This window comes from Rheinheimera sp. ATLC3 (assembly GCF_059429535.1).
In genome coordinates this window covers 3,055,442-3,072,659 of record NZ_CM182103.1, presented here as the reverse complement: position 1 = coordinate 3,072,659, position 17,218 = coordinate 3,055,442, and the positions used below count along the sequence as shown (strand labels likewise).

Below are 17,218 nucleotides of genomic sequence, written 5' to 3'. Positions count from 1 at the left end.
GCCAATTATGTGGTATTTTGCCTGGATTTTAGGGGTATTACTGGCCTGTTCATTTGGCATTATCAATGCCATGTGGCTGGAGTTAAATGGCTACGAAGGCGAGGAAAACGACGCTGAGTAGTTCAACCCCTGCCAATGCACAGCTGATGCAGCTATTGCGGCCAGAGCAGCCTAAGTTGTTTGCTGCTCTGGCACTGGCTGTGTCAGCCGGCCTGCTGTTCATTCTGCAAAGTTATCTGCTATCAGTGCTATTTGCCCGCTGGCTGACCGACAGCCAGCCATCTGCTACCGGCACGACTGACGCTGTGGCACTTTTAACGACAGTGTTGCCCTGGCTGGCGTTATGCCTGTTGGGGCGGCCTTTGTTGCAATACGGCCGCGAGCAACTAAGCCTGCGTGCCAGTCAGCAGGTACGCCTTAACCTTCGCGCCACTTTGCTGGATAAACTGGCGCAGACCGGGCCGGGTAAGAGCCGGTATGGCAGTGATGGTAGCTTAAGCAGTGCTGTACTGGAGCAGGTAGATGCGCTGGATGGCTTTATCAGCCGTTATTATGTGCAGCGTTATCTGGTGTTGATCACACCGTTATTGCTGGTTGCCGCCACCTTTGTTTACAGCCCATTGGCAGCGGTTATTCTGCTTATCACCGCGCCCTTAGTGCCGGTATTTATGATTTTACTCGGTAATGCCGCAGCTGCCGCCAGTCAGCGCCAGTTGCAAAAACTCAGCCGCATGAGTGGCCGTTTTCTCGATTTGGTGCGCGGCATGCCAACATTGCAGCAGCTGCAGGCCACCGAACGAGCAAGCGCGACAGTAGCCAATGCAGCCGGGCACTACCGCGACAGCAGCATGCAGGTACTAAAACTGGCATTTTTATCTACGGCTGTGCTGGAATTCTTTTCAGCCCTGGCGATTGCCTTGCTGGCGCTTTATCTGGGGCTTGGCTTATTGGGTATTTTGCCCTGGGCCAAAGGTGAGATCCCGGTAGCTTACCAGGGCGCGCTGTTTATTCTGCTGCTGGCACCGGAGTTTTATGCGCCTCTGCGCCAGCTTGGCACTGATTATCATGCTAAAGCACAGGCCGAAGCCGCTATCAGCGAATTGACACCCGTGCTGCACAGCCAGAGCTGGCAACACCCGGGCACGCAGCAACTAATACTGCAAAGTGCCCCGCAGTTAAGCATTGAGCAGCTGCAAATCACCGGCGATGACAACCGCCAGCGCCTGGCACCACTGAGTTTCACCTTAGCTGCCGGTACACGTATCGCGCTACAAGGGCCTAGCGGAACCGGGAAGTCCAGCCTGTTACATGCCTTACTGGGGTTTGTGCCCTATCAGGGCAGCATTATGGTTAATCAGCACCCCTTGCTGCAGCTTGAGCGCAATCACTGGCAGCAGCAGCTGGGTTATATGGCGCAGCACAGCAGCATTGCCGCAGCGTCTATTGCTGATAACCTGCGTTTGGCTGCCCCCACAGCCAGCGATGAGCAACTTATCGACATTCTGCAACAGGTTGAGCTGTGGCCGCTGGTGTGCCAACTTCCGCTGGGGTTAGAGACGCAACTGGGCGAGCGCGGGCTGGGTTTATCCGGTGGTCAGTTGCAGCGTCTGGCGCTGGCGCAACTGTTACTGCAGGATACCAAACTCTGGCTGCTGGACGAGCCGACAGCACACCTCGATGGCGCCACCGCTTACAGGCTACACCAGTTAATCGGCAAGCTGAGCCGGGGCAAAAGCCTGATTATTGTCAGCCATCAGCTGCATGGCCTGAACTGGCTTGATCAGGTAGTAAAGTTACCGGCACCCAGTGCCAGCCTTAACGAGAGTTCACAGCATGTCAGCGCCTGAGCCGGTTGTCCGTTTACGTACCCTGCTAACCAGCCGCCGCAGCAGCTGGCTGTTGGCACTGCTGCTCGGTGCTGTCACGCTGTTATGCGCCATTACACTGCTGGCATTGTCCGGCTGGTTTATCAGCGCGGCTGCGCTGGCGGGTTTAGCCAGTGCGGCGGCCTATGGCTTTGACTATTTTCGCCCGGCGGCCATTATCCGGCTGTGTGCCATAGGCCGCACGGCCGGGCGCTACGCCGAGCGTTTAACCTCGCACTATGCAGCACTTGGGCTGTTAAAAGACCTACGGGTAAAAACCTTTAATGCGTTAGCAAACAGCCGCAGCGGCCACCATTCCGCCGACACACTGCAGCGTCTGGTCACCGATATTGATTTACTGGATCAGCTGCCATTAAAGGTTATTGCGCCCTGGTTATGGGCGCTGAGCCTGAGCACACTATTGTTGCTGTTCTGGTATTTACTGGCGCCTACGCTACTTTACACCGCAGGCTTACCCTTGCTGCTGGCACTGTTTGTTCCGGTACTGACCTTTAAACGCGCCATCAAACTGGCGGCGCACGAAACCAGCGCTGCTGCGTTACGCCGCACCCTGCTACTGGAGCCTTTGACGATGTTGCCGGCACTGCTGATATGGCAACGCTGGCAGGACAAAACGCGCCAGTTTAGCGCCCAGGATCAGCACTGCCTAGAGTTGCAGCTACAACAGCAGCAGCTTAGTAGCCGCTGTGCATTGTTGCAGCAAAGCATACTGGCACTTAGCCTGCTGCTGCTACTGTGGCAGGGCGCGCAGCTTCTGGCAGCGCAGGCTCTGACCGTGCCTCTGCTGCTGGCTGCCGCCCTGGCGCTGTGGGCGTTGTACGAAGTGATGCTGCCACTGTGTCAGAGTTTTATTGCGCTTGGTATGAGCCTGGCGGCCCGCAACCGTTTAAATCAGCTGGCTGAGCGCGCCGTTCAGTCACAAAGTGGCAAACCCGAACCACAAGGCGCATTAACCTTAACCGCAATACAGTTATCAGCCCGGCAAGACGGTGCGCTGTATGGCCCGGACAACGTCAGTTTCACATTGCAAAGCGGCAGCATTTTGCTGATAAGCGGCGCTTCCGGCAGTGGTAAAACCACCTTACTGCAAGCCTTGGCCAATCAGCTAGCGGTAACAGGCACACTGCAGTTGAATGGCCTGCCTTACAGCGAATGGCAGCTTGGCAAGACGCTGGGTTATTTAAGCCAGCAGGCCGATATTTTTGATCTGACACTGGCGCAAAACCTACGCCTTGGCGCGCCTGATGCCAGTGATGCGCAGCTGTGGCAGGTGCTTAAAGACACCGCGCTACAAGATTGGGCGCAAAACCAACCGCAACAGCTTGATACGGTACTGGGGGAATATGGCGCGGCAGTATCAGGTGGCCAGGCCCGGCGTATCGCGCTGGCGCGTTTACTGCTGACACACCGGCCGGTACTGTTACTGGATGAGCCTTTTGCCGGGCTAGACCCCGACACAACGCAGCAGGTGCTGCACGCTTTACTGCAGCGCCAGCGTAACGGCATCTTAGTTATTGTCAGCCACCAGCGCCTTGATATACCACAGGCACAGCTGCTGCAACTACATCAGGGGCAGTAAGGGCGACGGCATCAACCATAAAAAAACCCCGCGCTAATTAGCACGGGGTGTCAGATAAAAAGACAAAGGACAAGGATAGACGTAGTTTGGTGGGGACGTTCAGTTCGCGTGGGCTGCGGCATTAACTGCCTCACCCTCGCTCACTCGCTCCCGGGAAGTTCCACCAACTCTTCCCAGGCTGCTTACTTTACCGACGCGACGAACTCAGGGTAGGCTTCGATACCACACTCTGAGGCGTCAACGCCTTCGTACTCAGCTTCTTCGCTAACGCGAATACCAATTACCAGTTTCAGTACGTACCAGACAATCAGACTGGTAACAAAAACCCAGACAAAGATGGTTGCCGCACCCACCAGCTGACCAACAAAACTGGTGCCTTCTTTTGACAGCGGTACCAGTAACAAACCGAACAGACCCACCACGCCATGCACAGAGATAGCACCAACCGGGTCATCAATTTTCAGTTTATCCAGACCAATAATAGACGCGACAACCAATACACCGGCGATGGCGCCGAACAGCGTGGACTGCAGCGCAGTAGGCGTTGAAGGCTCAGCGGTAATGGCAACCAGGCCAGCCAGAGCACCGTTTAATGCCATAGTTAAGTCGGCTTTGCGGAATAAAATCACTGACAGTGCCAGTGCCGCTATCGCGCCGGCTGCGGCCGCAGCATTAGTATTTAAGAACACCACAGCGACGGCGTTGGCATTACTGATATCACCCAGCTTTAATACTGAGCCGCCGTTAAAACCGAACCAACCCATCCACAGAATTAAGGTACCCAGCGTGGCCATTGGCATATTGGCCCCCGGAATAGCACTGACTTTGCCGTCTTTGCTGTATTTACCTTTACGCGCGCCCAGCAGTAACACACCTGCCAACGCCGCTGCCGCACCTGCCATATGCACGATGCCTGAACCGGCAAAGTCTGAGAAACCAAAGTCATCGCCCAGTGAATACAGGCCAAATACCGCATTACCACCCCAGGTCCATGAACCTTCCATCGGATAGATAAAGCCGGTCATGACGACTGAAAACGCCAGAAATGCCCATAGCTTCATACGTTCTGCTACAGCACCCGATACAATGGACATTGCGGTTGCCACAAACACAACCTGAAAGAAAAAGTCTGAAGCCGTTGAATACACAGCGCCACCGGTGAAGCCATCTTCACGCTCGGCAAAGCTGGTCAGGGTGGCATCAACATCAACAGCGCCGATACCTGTTAAGAAATACTCGCCGCCGTACATGAAGGCGTAACCGCACACCAGATACATGATGCAGGCAATAGAGTAAAGCGCGACGTTTTTAGTCAGAATTTCAGTGGTATTTTTCGCCCGTACCAGGCCGGCTTCCAACATCGAGAAACCTGCTGCCATCCACATTACTAATACTCCACACATCAGGAAGTAGAAGGTATCCATGGCATACTGTAAGTGATAAATTTGCTCTTGCATGATAACAGCTCCTTATATGGCTTCAGCGTCAGACTCGCCGGTGCGTATCCGCACAGCCTGCTCCAGGTCATAAACGAAAATTTTACCGTCGCCGATACGGCCGGTATAAGCCGCTTTTTGGATGGCTTCAATCAGGCGGTCAACCTGGTCATCCAAAGTGGCAATTTCCAGTTTTACTTTCGGCAGAAAATCAACCTGGTATTCCGCACCACGGTATAATTCGGTGTGCCCTTTCTGGCGGCCGAAACCTTTTACTTCTGTTACCGTTAAACCTTCTACCCCAATGTCAGCTATGGCTTCGCGTACATCGTCCAGTTTGAACGGCTTGATGATGGCACATACAAGCTTCATGATGTTTTCCCTATAGTAGTCGTCTGAGCGATTCAGCTTTTATTAAGAAAACCTTGTGCCAACTTTTTAAAAGTGTTTTAAATCATAAACTTAATAAAAATTAGACGATACTGGACAGAATAAATGCACTTATTTGGTGCGTTTATTCACTTAGTCTGTGCAGCTAACCTTCATCAGGCGACGCATCAGGTTCAGTGTTTAAAAGCCCGGCAGCGGTAAGCGGCTTTCACTGCCATAGATTGATAAGTAACTGCATAAAAACAAAACTTTTGCTTGCACTGTCGGCAGCTGGCAGATGTACTACTATGGTTATTACAACAGATGTAGTGGCGTTCCTGCATCGTGTCCAGGGATCTACGTTATGCTTTGCCAGGTAAGACAACATCTTGCGCTTTATGCTGTGCTGTGGCTGACGCTGACTGTAACCTGGGCTGCGTCAGCACAAATATCTGTCCAATCGACCTCGCGCTTCTCCCGGCTCGATATTCAGCAAGGGTTATCACAAAACACTGTAACCGCTTTGGTGCAGGATCATGACGGCAATATCTGGATTGGCACCCAGAACGGGTTGAACCGTTATGACGGCTTCGATGTAAAAGTGTTTATGCCCGGTGAACATGCCACAACCATCAGCGACAACTTTATTACGTCTCTGGTCGTAGACCAGCATGGCGTGCTTTGGGTAGGCACCCTGAACGGCCTGAACCGTTATGACCCTAAAGCGGGTGTATTCGAGCGTTTTCGGCCACTGCCGCAGCGTAGTTCTGGCAATGATATAGTGCTGTCATTGCATTTGGATCAGCAAAACCGGCTCTGGGTCGGTACTGACAGGGGCATAGCGCTATGGCAGGATGCCAGCCAGACATTACAACTGTGGTATAGCGGCCCGTCAGCGCAGCCGCAGAATATCACGGCAATATCTGCCGACAACGATGGCAGCCTGTGGTTTGGCACACCCCAGGGGTTGTACCGTATTGATATCGCCAGCAAAACCTTACGTGACACTATGGCCTTTCCTGTTGAATATGCTTCTGTGCTGGCGCTGTATCATGATAAGGCAGGCCGGCTCTGGGCTGGCCTTGAACACAAAGGGTTAATGCTGTTTGAGCCGGAGCAGCAAAACTGGCAATCAGTTGAGCTGGTTAATTACGACAAGGATCTTATCAGCCGTGAAATCCGCAGTATCACCATGGACAACAACGCTGATATCTGGGTTGTCACTCAGCATGGTCTGAACCAGTTAAGGTTAAAGCAGGGCAAATGGCAGCAGCACGCCTCGTTTTATCATCAGCGCCATAATCCCACCAGCCTCGGCAGCGGCAAAGTCGTCTCTGTGCTGGCTGATGCCCAAGGCAGTATCTGGGTTGGCAGTTGGAACGGCGGCGTATCGCGGCTGAACCAGGCAAATAACCTGTTTTCCAGCATTACACCCGACCTGCCCCTGATGGCAGCAGTGCGTAACCCGGCGACAATCACGCTGGCCGCCTGGCAAGATAAGCTTTGGGCCGGCACCGCCGACGGCCTGTTTACGCTAACGGCGAAGCAAAGCGGTTTTGTGCCTGCCGGCGATATGCAAAACAGCCTGACCTATTACAGTACACTGGACAGAGGGGCTCAGCTGTGGTTCGGGCACACCCTTGGCATCAGTAGCCTGGATAAAATAACAGGACTCAGTCAGCAACTGCACTTACCTGACAGTGTGGCTAAAGGCCCGGTCAGGCGGATGTGGGCCGATGAACAACATATCTGGCTGGCCATTGAGCAGTTCGGTATTGTCGTCACCAACCACGAGCTGACAGAGGTGATTGCCATACACCCGCTGAACCGCTCGGTAACCTTTATCCGCCCGCTCGGCCAGGACAAAGTACTGGTCGGCAGCTATCTGGGGTTAAGTTGGTTTGATCGTGCCAGTGCTACGTTGTTATTTACCCACACACCCGGCGTTAGCGACAACCAGAGCGCGCCGGGCCTGCCAACCGCACCGATGGATTTTATCACCAGCGCCGATAATCGCTACTGGCTTGCCAGTAATGGCTCCGGCTTATATGAAATGCTGTATGCCGCAGAGCCGGCAAATGCCCGTTTTGTGCAATATAGCGAGCAGCAAGGCTTAAACAGTGGCCAGCTAAAGAGCATCGCCAGTGACAATCAAGGCAATCTGTGGCTTAGCACGGCGTTTGGTATTTCGGTGTTCAGCCCCGGCACTTTGCAATTTCGTAACTTTGGCTACCGCCACGGCACCTTAAAACGCGATTACATTAATGCCTCGGCTACCCGGCTTAGCGACGGTAGCCTCGCCTTTGGTGGTATGGATGGCTTTACTGTGTTTCAGCCTGAGCGGGTATTAGCATATCAAGCCACGTCTGTCGCCGAACCTCATATTCAGAGCATACTGGTAAATAATGCTCCACTAGATCCTGTCGCCCCGCTGGCCGATGCAGCGTTGGCAAAAATACTACATGCTAAACATCAACTTACCGTACCAGCTGCGGGTGCGCGTAGTATCAGGCTCCACTATTCAACCCGTGAGTTTATTGAAACTGCTCAGGTACAATTTCAATACCGGCTCGACCCTTTAGACAGCAACTGGATCACACAGGACCCCGGCAAACGCACAGCAGGTTTTGAACGCCTGCCACCAGGCCAGTATCTGTTCCGGCTGCGTGCCGGGGTGCAGCAATCGCCGTGGAGCGATGAATACCAGCTGGCGGTTAGAGTGCTGCCCTTATGGTGGGAAACCTGGTGGGCCAGATTATTGTTACTGCTGTTGCTGGTGGCGCTACTGCCGGGTTTGCCCGCATTTCAGCTCAGACAACTGCATAAACGCCAGCGTCAACTGGCGATGCTGGTTGAAGAGCGCACCAGTGCACTGGAAGAGTCGAAGAACAAAGCAGAACAAACGTTGCAACAGCTCGCCTCTACGATGAAAGAGCTGGTGCGGACAGAAAAAATGGCCGTGCTCGGGCAACTGGTTGCCGGGGTTGCACATGAAGTCAATACGCCGCTTGGCGTGGCGCTGACGGCCAGCAGTGTTGTCAGCGAAGAAAGCCGCCAACTGCAACAAAAACTCAGCAGCGGTAATATCCGCCGCCAGGAACTGGATACATTTTTACAAAAGCTCGAACAGGCTACCCGCTTACTCGACAGCAACCTGCAGCGTGCAGCACAGTTAGTGGCTAACTTTAAACAGGTATCGGTCGACCGCACTGCGGACAATCAGCGCCGTTTTAAACTGGCACTGTATCTGGACGAGCTGCTGGAAAGCCTTAGCCTGATGTGGAAACACCGCGATATTACATTCGATATCAGCTGCCCGCCTGAGATTGAAATGGACAGTTACCCTGGCAGCATTGGCCAAATCATCACCAACTTTACCCAGAATGCTGTGGTGCATGCATTTAAAGACAGCGCCAGTGGCAACATCAGCATCAGTTGCCGGCAGTTAAAAGACAAGGTTGAAATTGTGTTTGCTGACAACGGTGCAGGTATCAGCAAAGATAATCTGGAACGGATTTTCGACCCGTTTTTTACCACTAACCGCCACCAGGGCGGTACCGGCTTAGGCCTGCATATTGTCTATAACCTGGTGACACAAAAATTGCGCGGCAGCATTACCGTGACCAGCGCGCCCAATGAGGGTACCTGTTTTACGCTGTTACTGCCGCTTCAGATATAAACTGCTTACTCTGACAGAAACTGCTGCCAGTCGCGCAGCAGTTTTAGTAAGTCTTCCAGGCCACATTGCATGCTCATGCCCTGCTCATCCAGTTGCAAGTCATCGTCAGCCACTTTATGCTGCTGCCGCTCAGGCAATGGCTGCTCTGTGGTGTAAAACAATGTATTGTGGCTTAACGTCACCTCGCCGGCATCAATCTCTAACAGATATTCGCGGCCCTGATACTGCATACTCTGGTGCGAATTAAGTGCAGACAATTGCTGCAATAACGGCTGATAAGCTCCCGCCAGCTGACCAAACTCTTCAAGTAAAAACCGCCCCAGCACTTCATGCTCTTCCGCCAGGCGGATACCGAATTTATTGCTATTGCGATCATAAGTAAAATCGTATTCCACGCTAGTGCTCCGTTAGCGTTATATAACTGAAAGTGTAGCTGCTGCAACGCTATTAGCACGCAGAAAAAAGGCCTGCATTTGCAGGCCTTTTATTAAGCAGATACTGACTTACACTGCTTGCTGAATAATCACATTGTCCGCTTTTTTGGTGTATTGCGGCATACGGTGGAAATTCAGGTAACGGTAAGTATCGGCTGCGGTCGCATCAATTTGCTTAGCGTATTCCAGATACTCCGCCACGGTTGGCAGTTTACCGATAATTGACGCTACTGCCGCCAGCTCAGCTGAGGCTAAGTACACGTTAGCACCCTGACCTAAACGGTTCGGGAAGTTACGGGTAGAGGTAGATACTACCGTTGACTTCTCGGCTACGCGCGCCTGGTTACCCATGCACAGTGAACAGCCTGGCATTTCAGTGCGGGCACCAACTTTACCGAAAATGCTGTAGTAACCTTCTTCGGTTAGCTGTGCCTGGTCCATCTTGGTTGGTGGTGCAATCCACAGACGGGTTGGTAACTGGCCTTTGTATTTATCCAGCAACTTACCGGCTGCACGGAAGTGACCGATGTTAGTCATACAAGAACCGATAAACACTTCGTCAATCTTATCGCCTGCCACTTCAGACAGTAAGCGCGCATCATCCGGGTCATTCGGTGCACACAGTACCGGCTCTTTAATATCAGCCAGGTCGATTTCAATCACTTCAGTGTATTCAGCATCGGCATCAGCAGACATCAGCTGCGGATCTTTCAGCCAGGCCTGCATTGCATTGATACGGCGCTCGATAGTACGTACATCGCCATAGCCTTCAGCAATCATCCACTTAAGCATCACGATGTTTGATTCTAAGTACTCAGCGATAGACTCTTGCGACAGCTTGATGGTACAACCTGCAGCAGAACGCTCTGCAGATGCATCAGATAATTCAAACGCTTGCTCAACCGTTAAGTTTGGTAAGCCTTCGATTTCCAGAATACGGCCAGAGAAGATATTCTTCTTACCCTTCTTATCAACGGTTAACAGGCCTTTCTGAATTGCCGCATACGGAATAGCATGTACTAAGTCGCGCAGAGTAATACCTGGCTGCATTTCACCTTTGAAACGCACCAGCACTGACTCTGGCATATCCAGTGGCATAACACCTGTTGCGGCAGCAAAAGCGACCAAACCAGAACCGGCCGGGAATGAAATACCAATTGGGAAACGGGTGTGCGAGTCACCACCGGTACCTACGGTATCTGGCAGTAACATACGGTTTAACCAGCTGTGGATAATACCATCACCCGGGCGCAGTGAGACACCGCCACGGTTCATAATGAAATCCGGCAGCGTGTGGTGAGTATCAACGTCAACCGGCTTCGGATACGCCGCCGTGTGACAGAATGATTGCATGGTTAAATCGGCAGAGAAACCTAAACAGGCTAAGTCTTTTAACTCGTCGCGCGTCATTGGGCCAGTGGTATCTTGCGAACCTACAGTGGTCATCTTCGGTTCACAGTAAGTGCCCGGACGCACACCTTTCACGCCGCAGGCTTTACCAACCATTTTCTGTGCCAGCGTGAAGCCCTTGCCAGAATCAGCTTTAGCTTGTGGGCGACGGAATTTGTCTGAATGACCTAAACCTAAGAATTCACGGGCACGATCAGTTAAACCACGGCCGATGATTAACGGAATACGGCCACCGGCACGTACTTCGTCAATTAATACATCAGTTGCCAGGCTAAATTCTGCCAGCACTTCGTCTGAGCCGTGACGCACGACTTTGCCTTCAAATGGCAGAATGTCGATGACATCGCCCATTTCCAGCTTAGATACGTCAACTTCGATTGGCAGTGCGCCTGAATCTTCCATGGTGTTAAAGAAGATAGGTGCTATTTTGCCACCTAAGACGAAACCGCCGCCGCGCTTGTTTGGCACGTATGGAATGTCGTCACCCATAAACCACAGCACTGAGTTAGTGGCGGATTTACGTGATGAACCGGTACCTACTACGTCACCGACATACGCCAGTGGAAAGCCTTTTTTGTTCAGCTCATCCAGTTGCTTAATCGGGCCGACTGTACCTGGCTGATCCGGTTTAATGCCGTCGCGGTCATTTTTCAGCATCGCTAAGGCGTGCAGCGGAATATCCGGGCGTGACCAGGCATCCGGTGCTGGCGATAAATCGTCAGTGTTGGTTTCGCCTGATACTTTAAATACGGTAACAGTGATTTTCTCTGCCAGTGCTGGTTTGGCTTCAAACCATTCTGCATCGGCCCAGCTTTGCAGCACTTGTTTAGCATACTGATTGCCGGCTTCAGCTTTTTCGGTTACATCGTGGAAGGCATCGAAAATCAGTAAGGTATGCGACAAGGCTTTAGCGGCGATAGGCGCCAGCTTAGCATCGTCTAACAGGCTGATCAGTGGTTCAATGTTGTAACCACCCATCATAGTGCCTAACAGTTCAGTCGCACGCTCGGCGCTGATCAGGCTGCAGCTGGTTTCACCTTTGGCAACTGCCGCTAAAAAGCCGGCTTTAACGTAAGCCGCTTCATCAACGCCCGGCGGTACGCGGTTTACCAGTAAATCAACCAGGGTGTCTTCTTCGCCTTTTGGCGGGTTCTTTAACAGTTCAACTAAAGCGGCTACCTGCTCTGCATTGAGCGGTTTTGGCGGGATACCTTGCGCTGCGCGCTCGGCCACATGTTCGCGATATTGTTGTAGCACAGTATGATCCTCTTGGTCGTTAGCTGCAGTCTTGCCACTGCGGCGTCATTCAACAGAATGAATGGGCACAATTATATGAAAATTCGGGCCAAATTGACATCGGGCCGTTAAGCACCACAGTTATAGTGGGTATAAATCTTGTGAATACAAAACCCGGAGTTATATATTCTTTATTATAGTGGTCAGACCTCGGCTATAGCGCAACTCTATGTTTGCTCTACGATACCGGTTGCAACACCCGCCCTGGCTCGCCACAGCAACTCGCCCTACTGCCTGCGGCAGGGCTCAGACACTCTGTGGCGACCAAAACGGGGTTCCAACCTCTATCTGGTTAGCTACCCCAGAAAATAAAAAGGCTGAGTAGTTCCCTACTCAGCCTGTGCAGTTTAGCAGAGTTTTATTACCAGATCTTAACGCGTTTTTCCGGCGCTAAGTACATCGCATCACCTTCTTTAATATCAAAGGCGGTGTAGAACTGCGGAATGTTCGGTAATAAACCAATAACACGGATATATGGCGGTGAATGCGGGTCTGTCGCCAGACGCTGCTTCAGCGCTTCATCACGGTATTTTGCACGCCATACCTGAGCCCAGCTAATCAGCACGCGCTGTTCACCGGTAAAGCCATCCAGCACCGGCGCAGGTTTGCCATCCAGTGAAATTTCATAGGCTTTCAGTGCTACCGTTAAACCACCTAAATCGCCGATGTTTTCACCCAGCGTCAGATCACCATTTACATGGTGGCCTTCCAGCGGCTCGTAGTGGCTGTAGTGCGCGCTTAACTTGGCACCACGTTCCTGGAACTGCGATTTGTCTTGTTCAGTCCACCAGTTACGTAAGTTACCCTCGCCATCGTATTTCGCGCCCTGATCGTCAAAACCATGGCCGATTTCGTGGCCGATAACTGCGCCGATACCGCCGTAGTTCACCGCATCGTCAGCTTCCATATTAAAGAACGGCGGTTGTAAAATAGCGGCCGGGAACACGATTTCGTTGTTAACCGGGTTGTAGTAAGCATTAACCGTTTGCGGTGTCATGTGCCATTCGTCTTTATCGATTGGCTGCCCCAGTTTTGCCAGCATCTCGTCATAGGCAAAATGGGTGGCACGAACAAAGTTACCAACTAAATCGTCAGCTTTAATTTCTAACGAAGAATAATCTTTCCACTTGTTCGGGTAACCGATTTTAGGGGTAAAGGTTGCCAGTTTAGCCTGTGCTGCTTTTTTGGTGTCTTCGGTCATCCATTCCAGATTATTGATAGACACTTCATAAGCTTTAATCAGGTTAGCCACCAGTTTTTCCATCCGCGCTTTGGCTTCCGGTTTAAAGTGACGCTCAACATACAGCTTACCGGTCAGCTCGCCCAGCACTTCGTCTGACGCATCCACGGCTTGTTTCCAGCGTGGTTGCTGCTCTTGGGTGCCGCTTAATGTCGTGCCATAAAACGCGAACTGGCGATCAGCAAAGTTGCTGCTCAGCTTATCGGCGTAAGCACTGATGGTCTTAATCGTCAGGTAGTCCTGCCAGCTTTGCAGATCAGAGTCTGCCAGTACCTTGGCAAAACCGGTTAAATAACTTGGCTGACGTACAATGATATCGTTTACCGCATCCAGTTTTACGCCTTTGGCAAAGGTAGCCCAGTCAAATGCGCCCATTTGCGTGTTCAGGTCGCTTGCGGCAGTTTTGTTATAGGTTTTATCAGCATTGCGGCTTTCTACGCGGGTCCAGTGGTGTTCTGCCAAAGCAGTTTCCAGCTTTAATACACGCTCGGCAGCGGCGGCGGCATCTTTATGGCCTGCCATGGTAAACATATCAGTCAGATACGCTTTGTAATCAGCAATTAACTTCTGGCCGGCTTCATCTTCTTTAAAGTAATAATCACGGTCTGGTAAACCCAGGCCCGCCTGATACAGATAAACACCGTACTGAGATGAGTTTTTCGCATCATTGTTTACATACCAGCCAAACGGAATAGAAACGCCGTCGCGCTGTAAGCTGGCAAATAATGCAGGTAAACCTTCTTTGTCTTGTAATGCTTTAACTGCATCCAGTTGTGGTTGCAGTGGTGTCAGGCCCAGGCTTTCAACCTTAGCTTCATCCATATAGCTTTTAAATAAGTCGCCAAGCTTCTGCTCATCTGAACCAGGCACTAAATCTGTGCGGGCAGACACTTCATCAATAATGTCCTTTACCGCCTGCTGCGAATTGTCACGCAACACGTTAAATGAGCCATAAGACGATTTATCAGCCGGAATTGGGGTTTCGGCCAGCCACTTACCGTTTACCGCCAGGAAAAAGTCCTCGCTGAATTTAACGGCCGGGTCGAAATACTGTTGGTCAATGCCCGATACCAATGGTGCTGCGACTTCCGCTGCGACCGGTTGTTGAGCTGTTTGTACGGGTTCCTGCTTGTTACATGCCGTAAGGCCAAGAGCCAGTGCGACAGACGCAGCGGCCAGGGTAAGCTTTTTCATTGTAGTTTTCCTGATAAGGTTACAAACTTTAACGCTTGTACATACTAACCTGAGCTTTAGCACGAGTACAAACATCAAACCTGACGAAGTTGTAACAAGTTATAAAAGCGCTATGATGCTAGCCAACTTCAGGTTATCCGGGTGAGCAGGTAAATGGAAAATTTGCGCAACGCCAATCAGCTACTGCAATGGAGCGAACAGAACCAGTTAAGCGCTAGCCAGTTGCAGCAAGCTTCTGAACGCTACCCGCTGCAACCGGCCCCTGCTGACTGGCTGGCACAGGCAAACCTTATTCTGCTTTTTGGCGCGGTGCTATTGTTAAGCACAGCAGTGATTTTCTTCTTCGCCTACAACTGGCCGTTAATGCATTACTTCGCCAAATTTGCACTGGCAGGCACAGCGGTTTTACTCTCTGGCCTGGTCGCTGTCTGCAGCGCACCGCAAAGCCTGATGCAACGTTCAGCGCTGCTTGCTGCCAGTATTTTAACCGGCGCTTTGCTGGCGTTAATCGGCCAGACTTACCAGACCGGGGCCGATATCTGGCAGCTATTTGCTGGTTGGGCTGCGCTGATGACGCTACTGGTATTATTGTCACAAAGCCGCGCCAGCTATCTGCTGTGGTTTATCGTGATAGAGCTGGCTGCCAGCCGTTATCTGCATACCCGCTCCGAATTGTTTTGGCTATTTTCCAGCGCCGCCATGATGCTAAACCTGACACTGTTCAATCTGTTATTACTAGTGTTTGCCGATTTCGCTATGGCGCGGCTTGGTGTAAAGCCAGACAACCTGCTGCTGCGCGTTAGCGCTGTGATGTTTATCGTGCCACATACTTATGGCGGCATGCTCGGCGCCTGGGATAACCACTATCAGGCCAACCTGCTGTGTTACCTGCTACTGAGTGCTGCATTAGCGCTGAGATACTACCGCTACAGGCGCGATATCTTTGTGCTGGCGCTGCTGATCTACAGCGCTATTGCGGTAACAACCAGTATTCTGGCGCGCCTGCTGGAACTCGCAGATGGCTTTTTCGCGATGAACCTGCTGGCACTGTTTGTCATTGGCAGCAGCGTTGCCGCCGCTATCTGGCTGAAAAAGCAAATACAGCCGCAAACGGGAGCGTCAGTATGAATCAGACTGAACTGGCAACCCAGTTACAACACGCCGGTATTGTGGACCAGGCAACAGCCGGACAACTGCAATACAGCGCCAGCCCCTGGTGGCTACAAATTTTGCTGGCTGTTGCCGCCTGGATAGGCTCAGTGCTGATTATCGGCTCTTTTATTGGCCCGGTGCTGGCACTGGCAGATCACAACGCGGTCAGGGCTGTCATTGCCGTGTTATTAATCAGCGCCGCTATCTGGCTGGCCGTTAAACCACAGGAGTTTTTGCAGCAGATGTCTGTTGCTGTTGCGCTGGCCGGTCAGGGCATGCTGGTGTTCATCAGCTATGACTTATTTAATGATGAAGTGGCACGATACAGCTGCGCCGTCGTCGCGGTATTGTTGCTGTTCAGCCCGCTAAAACCATTGCATCAGCGGCTGAGTATCAGTATTGCGCTGGCATGTCTGTTATCGCTTATCAGCTCGGCAGCAGTACTAGCCGTCAGTGGCATCCTATTAGCGGCTGCGGCGTTACTGTTATGGTGCAACAGGGCTAAATGGGCTGCTTTGCACTACGGCCAAACCATAAAAAGCCTGCTGGATGTTGTTACCCCCGCTGCGCTGTTGCTGGCAATATCAGGCCAGAGCCTATACTGGTTCGATAGTCAGTTGTGGTTTGATACCAGCACAGCCTATGCAGTGACGTTTTACAGCACATCAGGTGCAGCCTTGTTTATGCTGACGGTATTCTGGCTAAGCCGCCAGGCTACTGTTCCAAGCCGGGTGGCGCTGCTTAGCCTGGCGCTGCTACTAAGTGTTGTGCTTTACAGCGCGTCGGGCTTATTGGTTAGCACAGCATTAATGCTGGTGTGCTTTTATGGTTGTAGCAGGCTATGGTATGCAGTTTGCCTGCTTAGCATGCTGGTTAGCATCAGTCAGTTTTATTACAGCCTTAACATTACACTGCTGCATAAAGCGGGCATTCTGGCATTAAGTAGCCTGGCACTGTTGTCTACCTGGCTGTTACTGCAGCGCTATCAGCGGAGGTTAGTATGACTGCCCGTATCCGCCAATTGGCAATAACCGCCGCAGTATTGCTGATCCTGGCTGTCAGCGCGCTGACGATCTGGCGCTTTGAACAAACATTAGCCAGCGGGCAAACACTAATACTTGAGCTGGCACCGGTAGACCCGCGTTCTATTATGCAGGGTGACTATATGGCGCTGGCTTATGCTATAGATCGTGAACTGCCGGGCGATGCCGGTAAGTTCAAATATGTTTGGTTTAGCCTGTCTGACCAGGGTATTGCCAGCCTGCATAGCCTGAGTTACGATTTGCCAAAGCAGCAAGGTTTGATTGGTGTGTTACTGCGCCAGCGTGACGGCATTTACAGTGTTGCCCCAAATGGTTTTTTCTTTGCTGAGGGCACAGCTGCCGCTTACGAAGCCGCGCGCTATGGGCAGTTTAAGGTAGATAGCAGCGGTAAAGCCTTACTGACCGGCTTATTGGATGAAGACCTGCAGTTATTAGGTGAGAACGTACGCTGAAGCGGACGCCCAGCGAAAACCGGATTACCCTAAGCCAACCGTTGAAGC

At 51.9% G+C, this 17,218-nt stretch carries 12 protein-coding genes; 7 read left to right on the top strand and 5 right to left on the bottom strand.

Features of this window, described 5'->3' with window-relative positions; genetic code table 11:
• Positions 1-7 precede the first annotated feature (7 nt).
• The 3 genes from cydX to AC5SV9_RS14130 are packed head-to-tail and all read left to right on the top strand — an operon-like array spanning position 8 to position 3,465.
• On the top strand, positions 8-121 hold the full coding sequence (cydX, locus tag AC5SV9_RS14140; protein WP_134052141.1) for a cytochrome bd-I oxidase subunit CydX: 114 nt from the start codon (positions 8-10) through the stop codon (positions 119-121).
• Complete coding sequence (gene cydD, locus AC5SV9_RS14135) at positions 87-1,847, top strand: thiol reductant ABC exporter subunit CydD (protein ID WP_475151292.1); 1,761 nt, start codon at positions 87-89, stop codon at positions 1,845-1,847. The genes cydX and cydD overlap by 35 nt, the downstream gene beginning before the upstream one ends.
• The gene (locus tag AC5SV9_RS14130; protein WP_475151295.1) at positions 1,834-3,465 is read left to right on the top strand and encodes an amino acid ABC transporter ATP-binding/permease protein; all 1,632 of its coding nucleotides are present in this window, start codon (positions 1,834-1,836) and stop codon (positions 3,463-3,465) included. The genes cydD and AC5SV9_RS14130 overlap by 14 nt, the downstream gene beginning before the upstream one ends.
• Positions 3,466-3,647: 182 nt before the next feature.
• Here AC5SV9_RS14130 and AC5SV9_RS14125 read toward each other — a convergent pair whose 3' ends face one another.
• Both AC5SV9_RS14125 and glnK read right to left on the bottom strand, forming a co-directional pair.
• Entirely contained in the window at positions 3,648-4,922 is a 1,275-nt protein-coding gene (locus AC5SV9_RS14125; protein WP_226766717.1) for an ammonium transporter, read from the bottom strand.
• Between the two features lie 12 nt (positions 4,923-4,934).
• Positions 4,935-5,273 carry a P-II family nitrogen regulator gene (gene glnK / locus AC5SV9_RS14120; RefSeq protein ID WP_027672351.1) on the bottom strand — a complete coding sequence of 113 codons (339 nt, stop codon included), beginning with the start codon at positions 5,271-5,273 and terminating at the stop codon, positions 4,935-4,937.
• Positions 5,274-5,634: 361 nt separating this feature from the next.
• Between glnK and AC5SV9_RS14115 the strand changes: the two genes are divergently transcribed.
• Complete coding sequence (locus AC5SV9_RS14115) at positions 5,635-8,949, top strand: two-component regulator propeller domain-containing protein (RefSeq protein WP_475151298.1); 3,315 nt, start codon at positions 5,635-5,637, stop codon at positions 8,947-8,949.
• A gap of 5 nt (positions 8,950-8,954) precedes the next feature.
• Here the strand turns inward: AC5SV9_RS14115 and AC5SV9_RS14110 are convergent, their stop codons facing one another.
• From AC5SV9_RS14110 to AC5SV9_RS14100, 3 genes are all read right to left on the bottom strand, one after another.
• On the bottom strand, positions 8,955-9,344 hold the full coding sequence (locus tag AC5SV9_RS14110) for a YacL family protein (RefSeq protein ID WP_397471883.1): 390 nt from the start codon (positions 9,342-9,344) through the stop codon (positions 8,955-8,957).
• 108 nt (positions 9,345-9,452) lie between these two features.
• The gene (gene acnB / locus AC5SV9_RS14105) at positions 9,453-12,050 is read right to left on the bottom strand and encodes a bifunctional aconitate hydratase 2/2-methylisocitrate dehydratase (protein ID WP_134052155.1); all 2,598 of its coding nucleotides are present in this window, start codon (positions 12,048-12,050) and stop codon (positions 9,453-9,455) included.
• A 400-nt stretch (positions 12,051-12,450) separates the two neighbouring features.
• Positions 12,451-14,523 carry a M13 family metallopeptidase gene (locus AC5SV9_RS14100; RefSeq protein WP_475151301.1) on the bottom strand — a complete coding sequence of 691 codons (2,073 nt, stop codon included), beginning with the start codon at positions 14,521-14,523 and terminating at the stop codon, positions 12,451-12,453.
• A gap of 153 nt (positions 14,524-14,676) precedes the next feature.
• Here AC5SV9_RS14100 and AC5SV9_RS14095 point away from each other — a divergent pair, with 153 nt between their 5' ends.
• The 3 genes from AC5SV9_RS14095 to AC5SV9_RS14085 are packed head-to-tail and all read left to right on the top strand — an operon-like array spanning position 14,677 to position 17,170.
• Positions 14,677-15,651, top strand: a complete 975-nt coding sequence (locus tag AC5SV9_RS14095) for a DUF2157 domain-containing protein (RefSeq protein ID WP_475151302.1) — start codon at positions 14,677-14,679, stop codon at positions 15,649-15,651.
• Complete coding sequence (locus AC5SV9_RS14090) at positions 15,648-16,679, top strand: DUF4401 domain-containing protein (protein WP_475151303.1); 1,032 nt, start codon at positions 15,648-15,650, stop codon at positions 16,677-16,679. Before AC5SV9_RS14095 ends, AC5SV9_RS14090 begins: the two co-directional genes overlap by 4 nt.
• The gene (locus AC5SV9_RS14085) at positions 16,676-17,170 is read left to right on the top strand and encodes a GDYXXLXY domain-containing protein (RefSeq protein ID WP_475151306.1); all 495 of its coding nucleotides are present in this window, start codon (positions 16,676-16,678) and stop codon (positions 17,168-17,170) included. The genes AC5SV9_RS14090 and AC5SV9_RS14085 overlap by 4 nt, the downstream gene beginning before the upstream one ends.
• Positions 17,171-17,218 lie beyond the last annotated feature (48 nt).

Excerpts from the sequence above, each read along its gene's own strand:
- cydX (WP_134052141.1), top strand. The coding sequence starts at position 8 with ATGTGGTATTTTGCCTGGATTTTAGGGGTATTACTGGCCTGTTCATTT.
- cydD (WP_475151292.1), top strand. The coding sequence starts at position 87 with ATGGCTACGAAGGCGAGGAAAACGACGCTGAGTAGTTCAACCCCTGCC.
- AC5SV9_RS14130 (WP_475151295.1), top strand. The coding sequence starts at position 1,834 with ATGTCAGCGCCTGAGCCGGTTGTCCGTTTACGTACCCTGCTAACCAGC.
- AC5SV9_RS14125 (WP_226766717.1), bottom strand. The coding sequence starts at position 4,922 with ATGCAAGAGCAAATTTATCACTTACAGTATGCCATGGATACCTTCTAC.
- glnK (WP_027672351.1), bottom strand. The coding sequence starts at position 5,273 with ATGAAGCTTGTATGTGCCATCATCAAGCCGTTCAAACTGGACGATGTA.
- AC5SV9_RS14115 (WP_475151298.1), top strand. The coding sequence starts at position 5,635 with ATGCTTTGCCAGGTAAGACAACATCTTGCGCTTTATGCTGTGCTGTGG.
- AC5SV9_RS14100 (WP_475151301.1), bottom strand. The coding sequence starts at position 14,523 with ATGAAAAAGCTTACCCTGGCCGCTGCGTCTGTCGCACTGGCTCTTGGC.
- AC5SV9_RS14095 (WP_475151302.1), top strand. The coding sequence starts at position 14,677 with ATGGAAAATTTGCGCAACGCCAATCAGCTACTGCAATGGAGCGAACAG.
- AC5SV9_RS14090 (WP_475151303.1), top strand. The coding sequence starts at position 15,648 with ATGAATCAGACTGAACTGGCAACCCAGTTACAACACGCCGGTATTGTG.
- AC5SV9_RS14085 (WP_475151306.1), top strand. The coding sequence starts at position 16,676 with ATGACTGCCCGTATCCGCCAATTGGCAATAACCGCCGCAGTATTGCTG.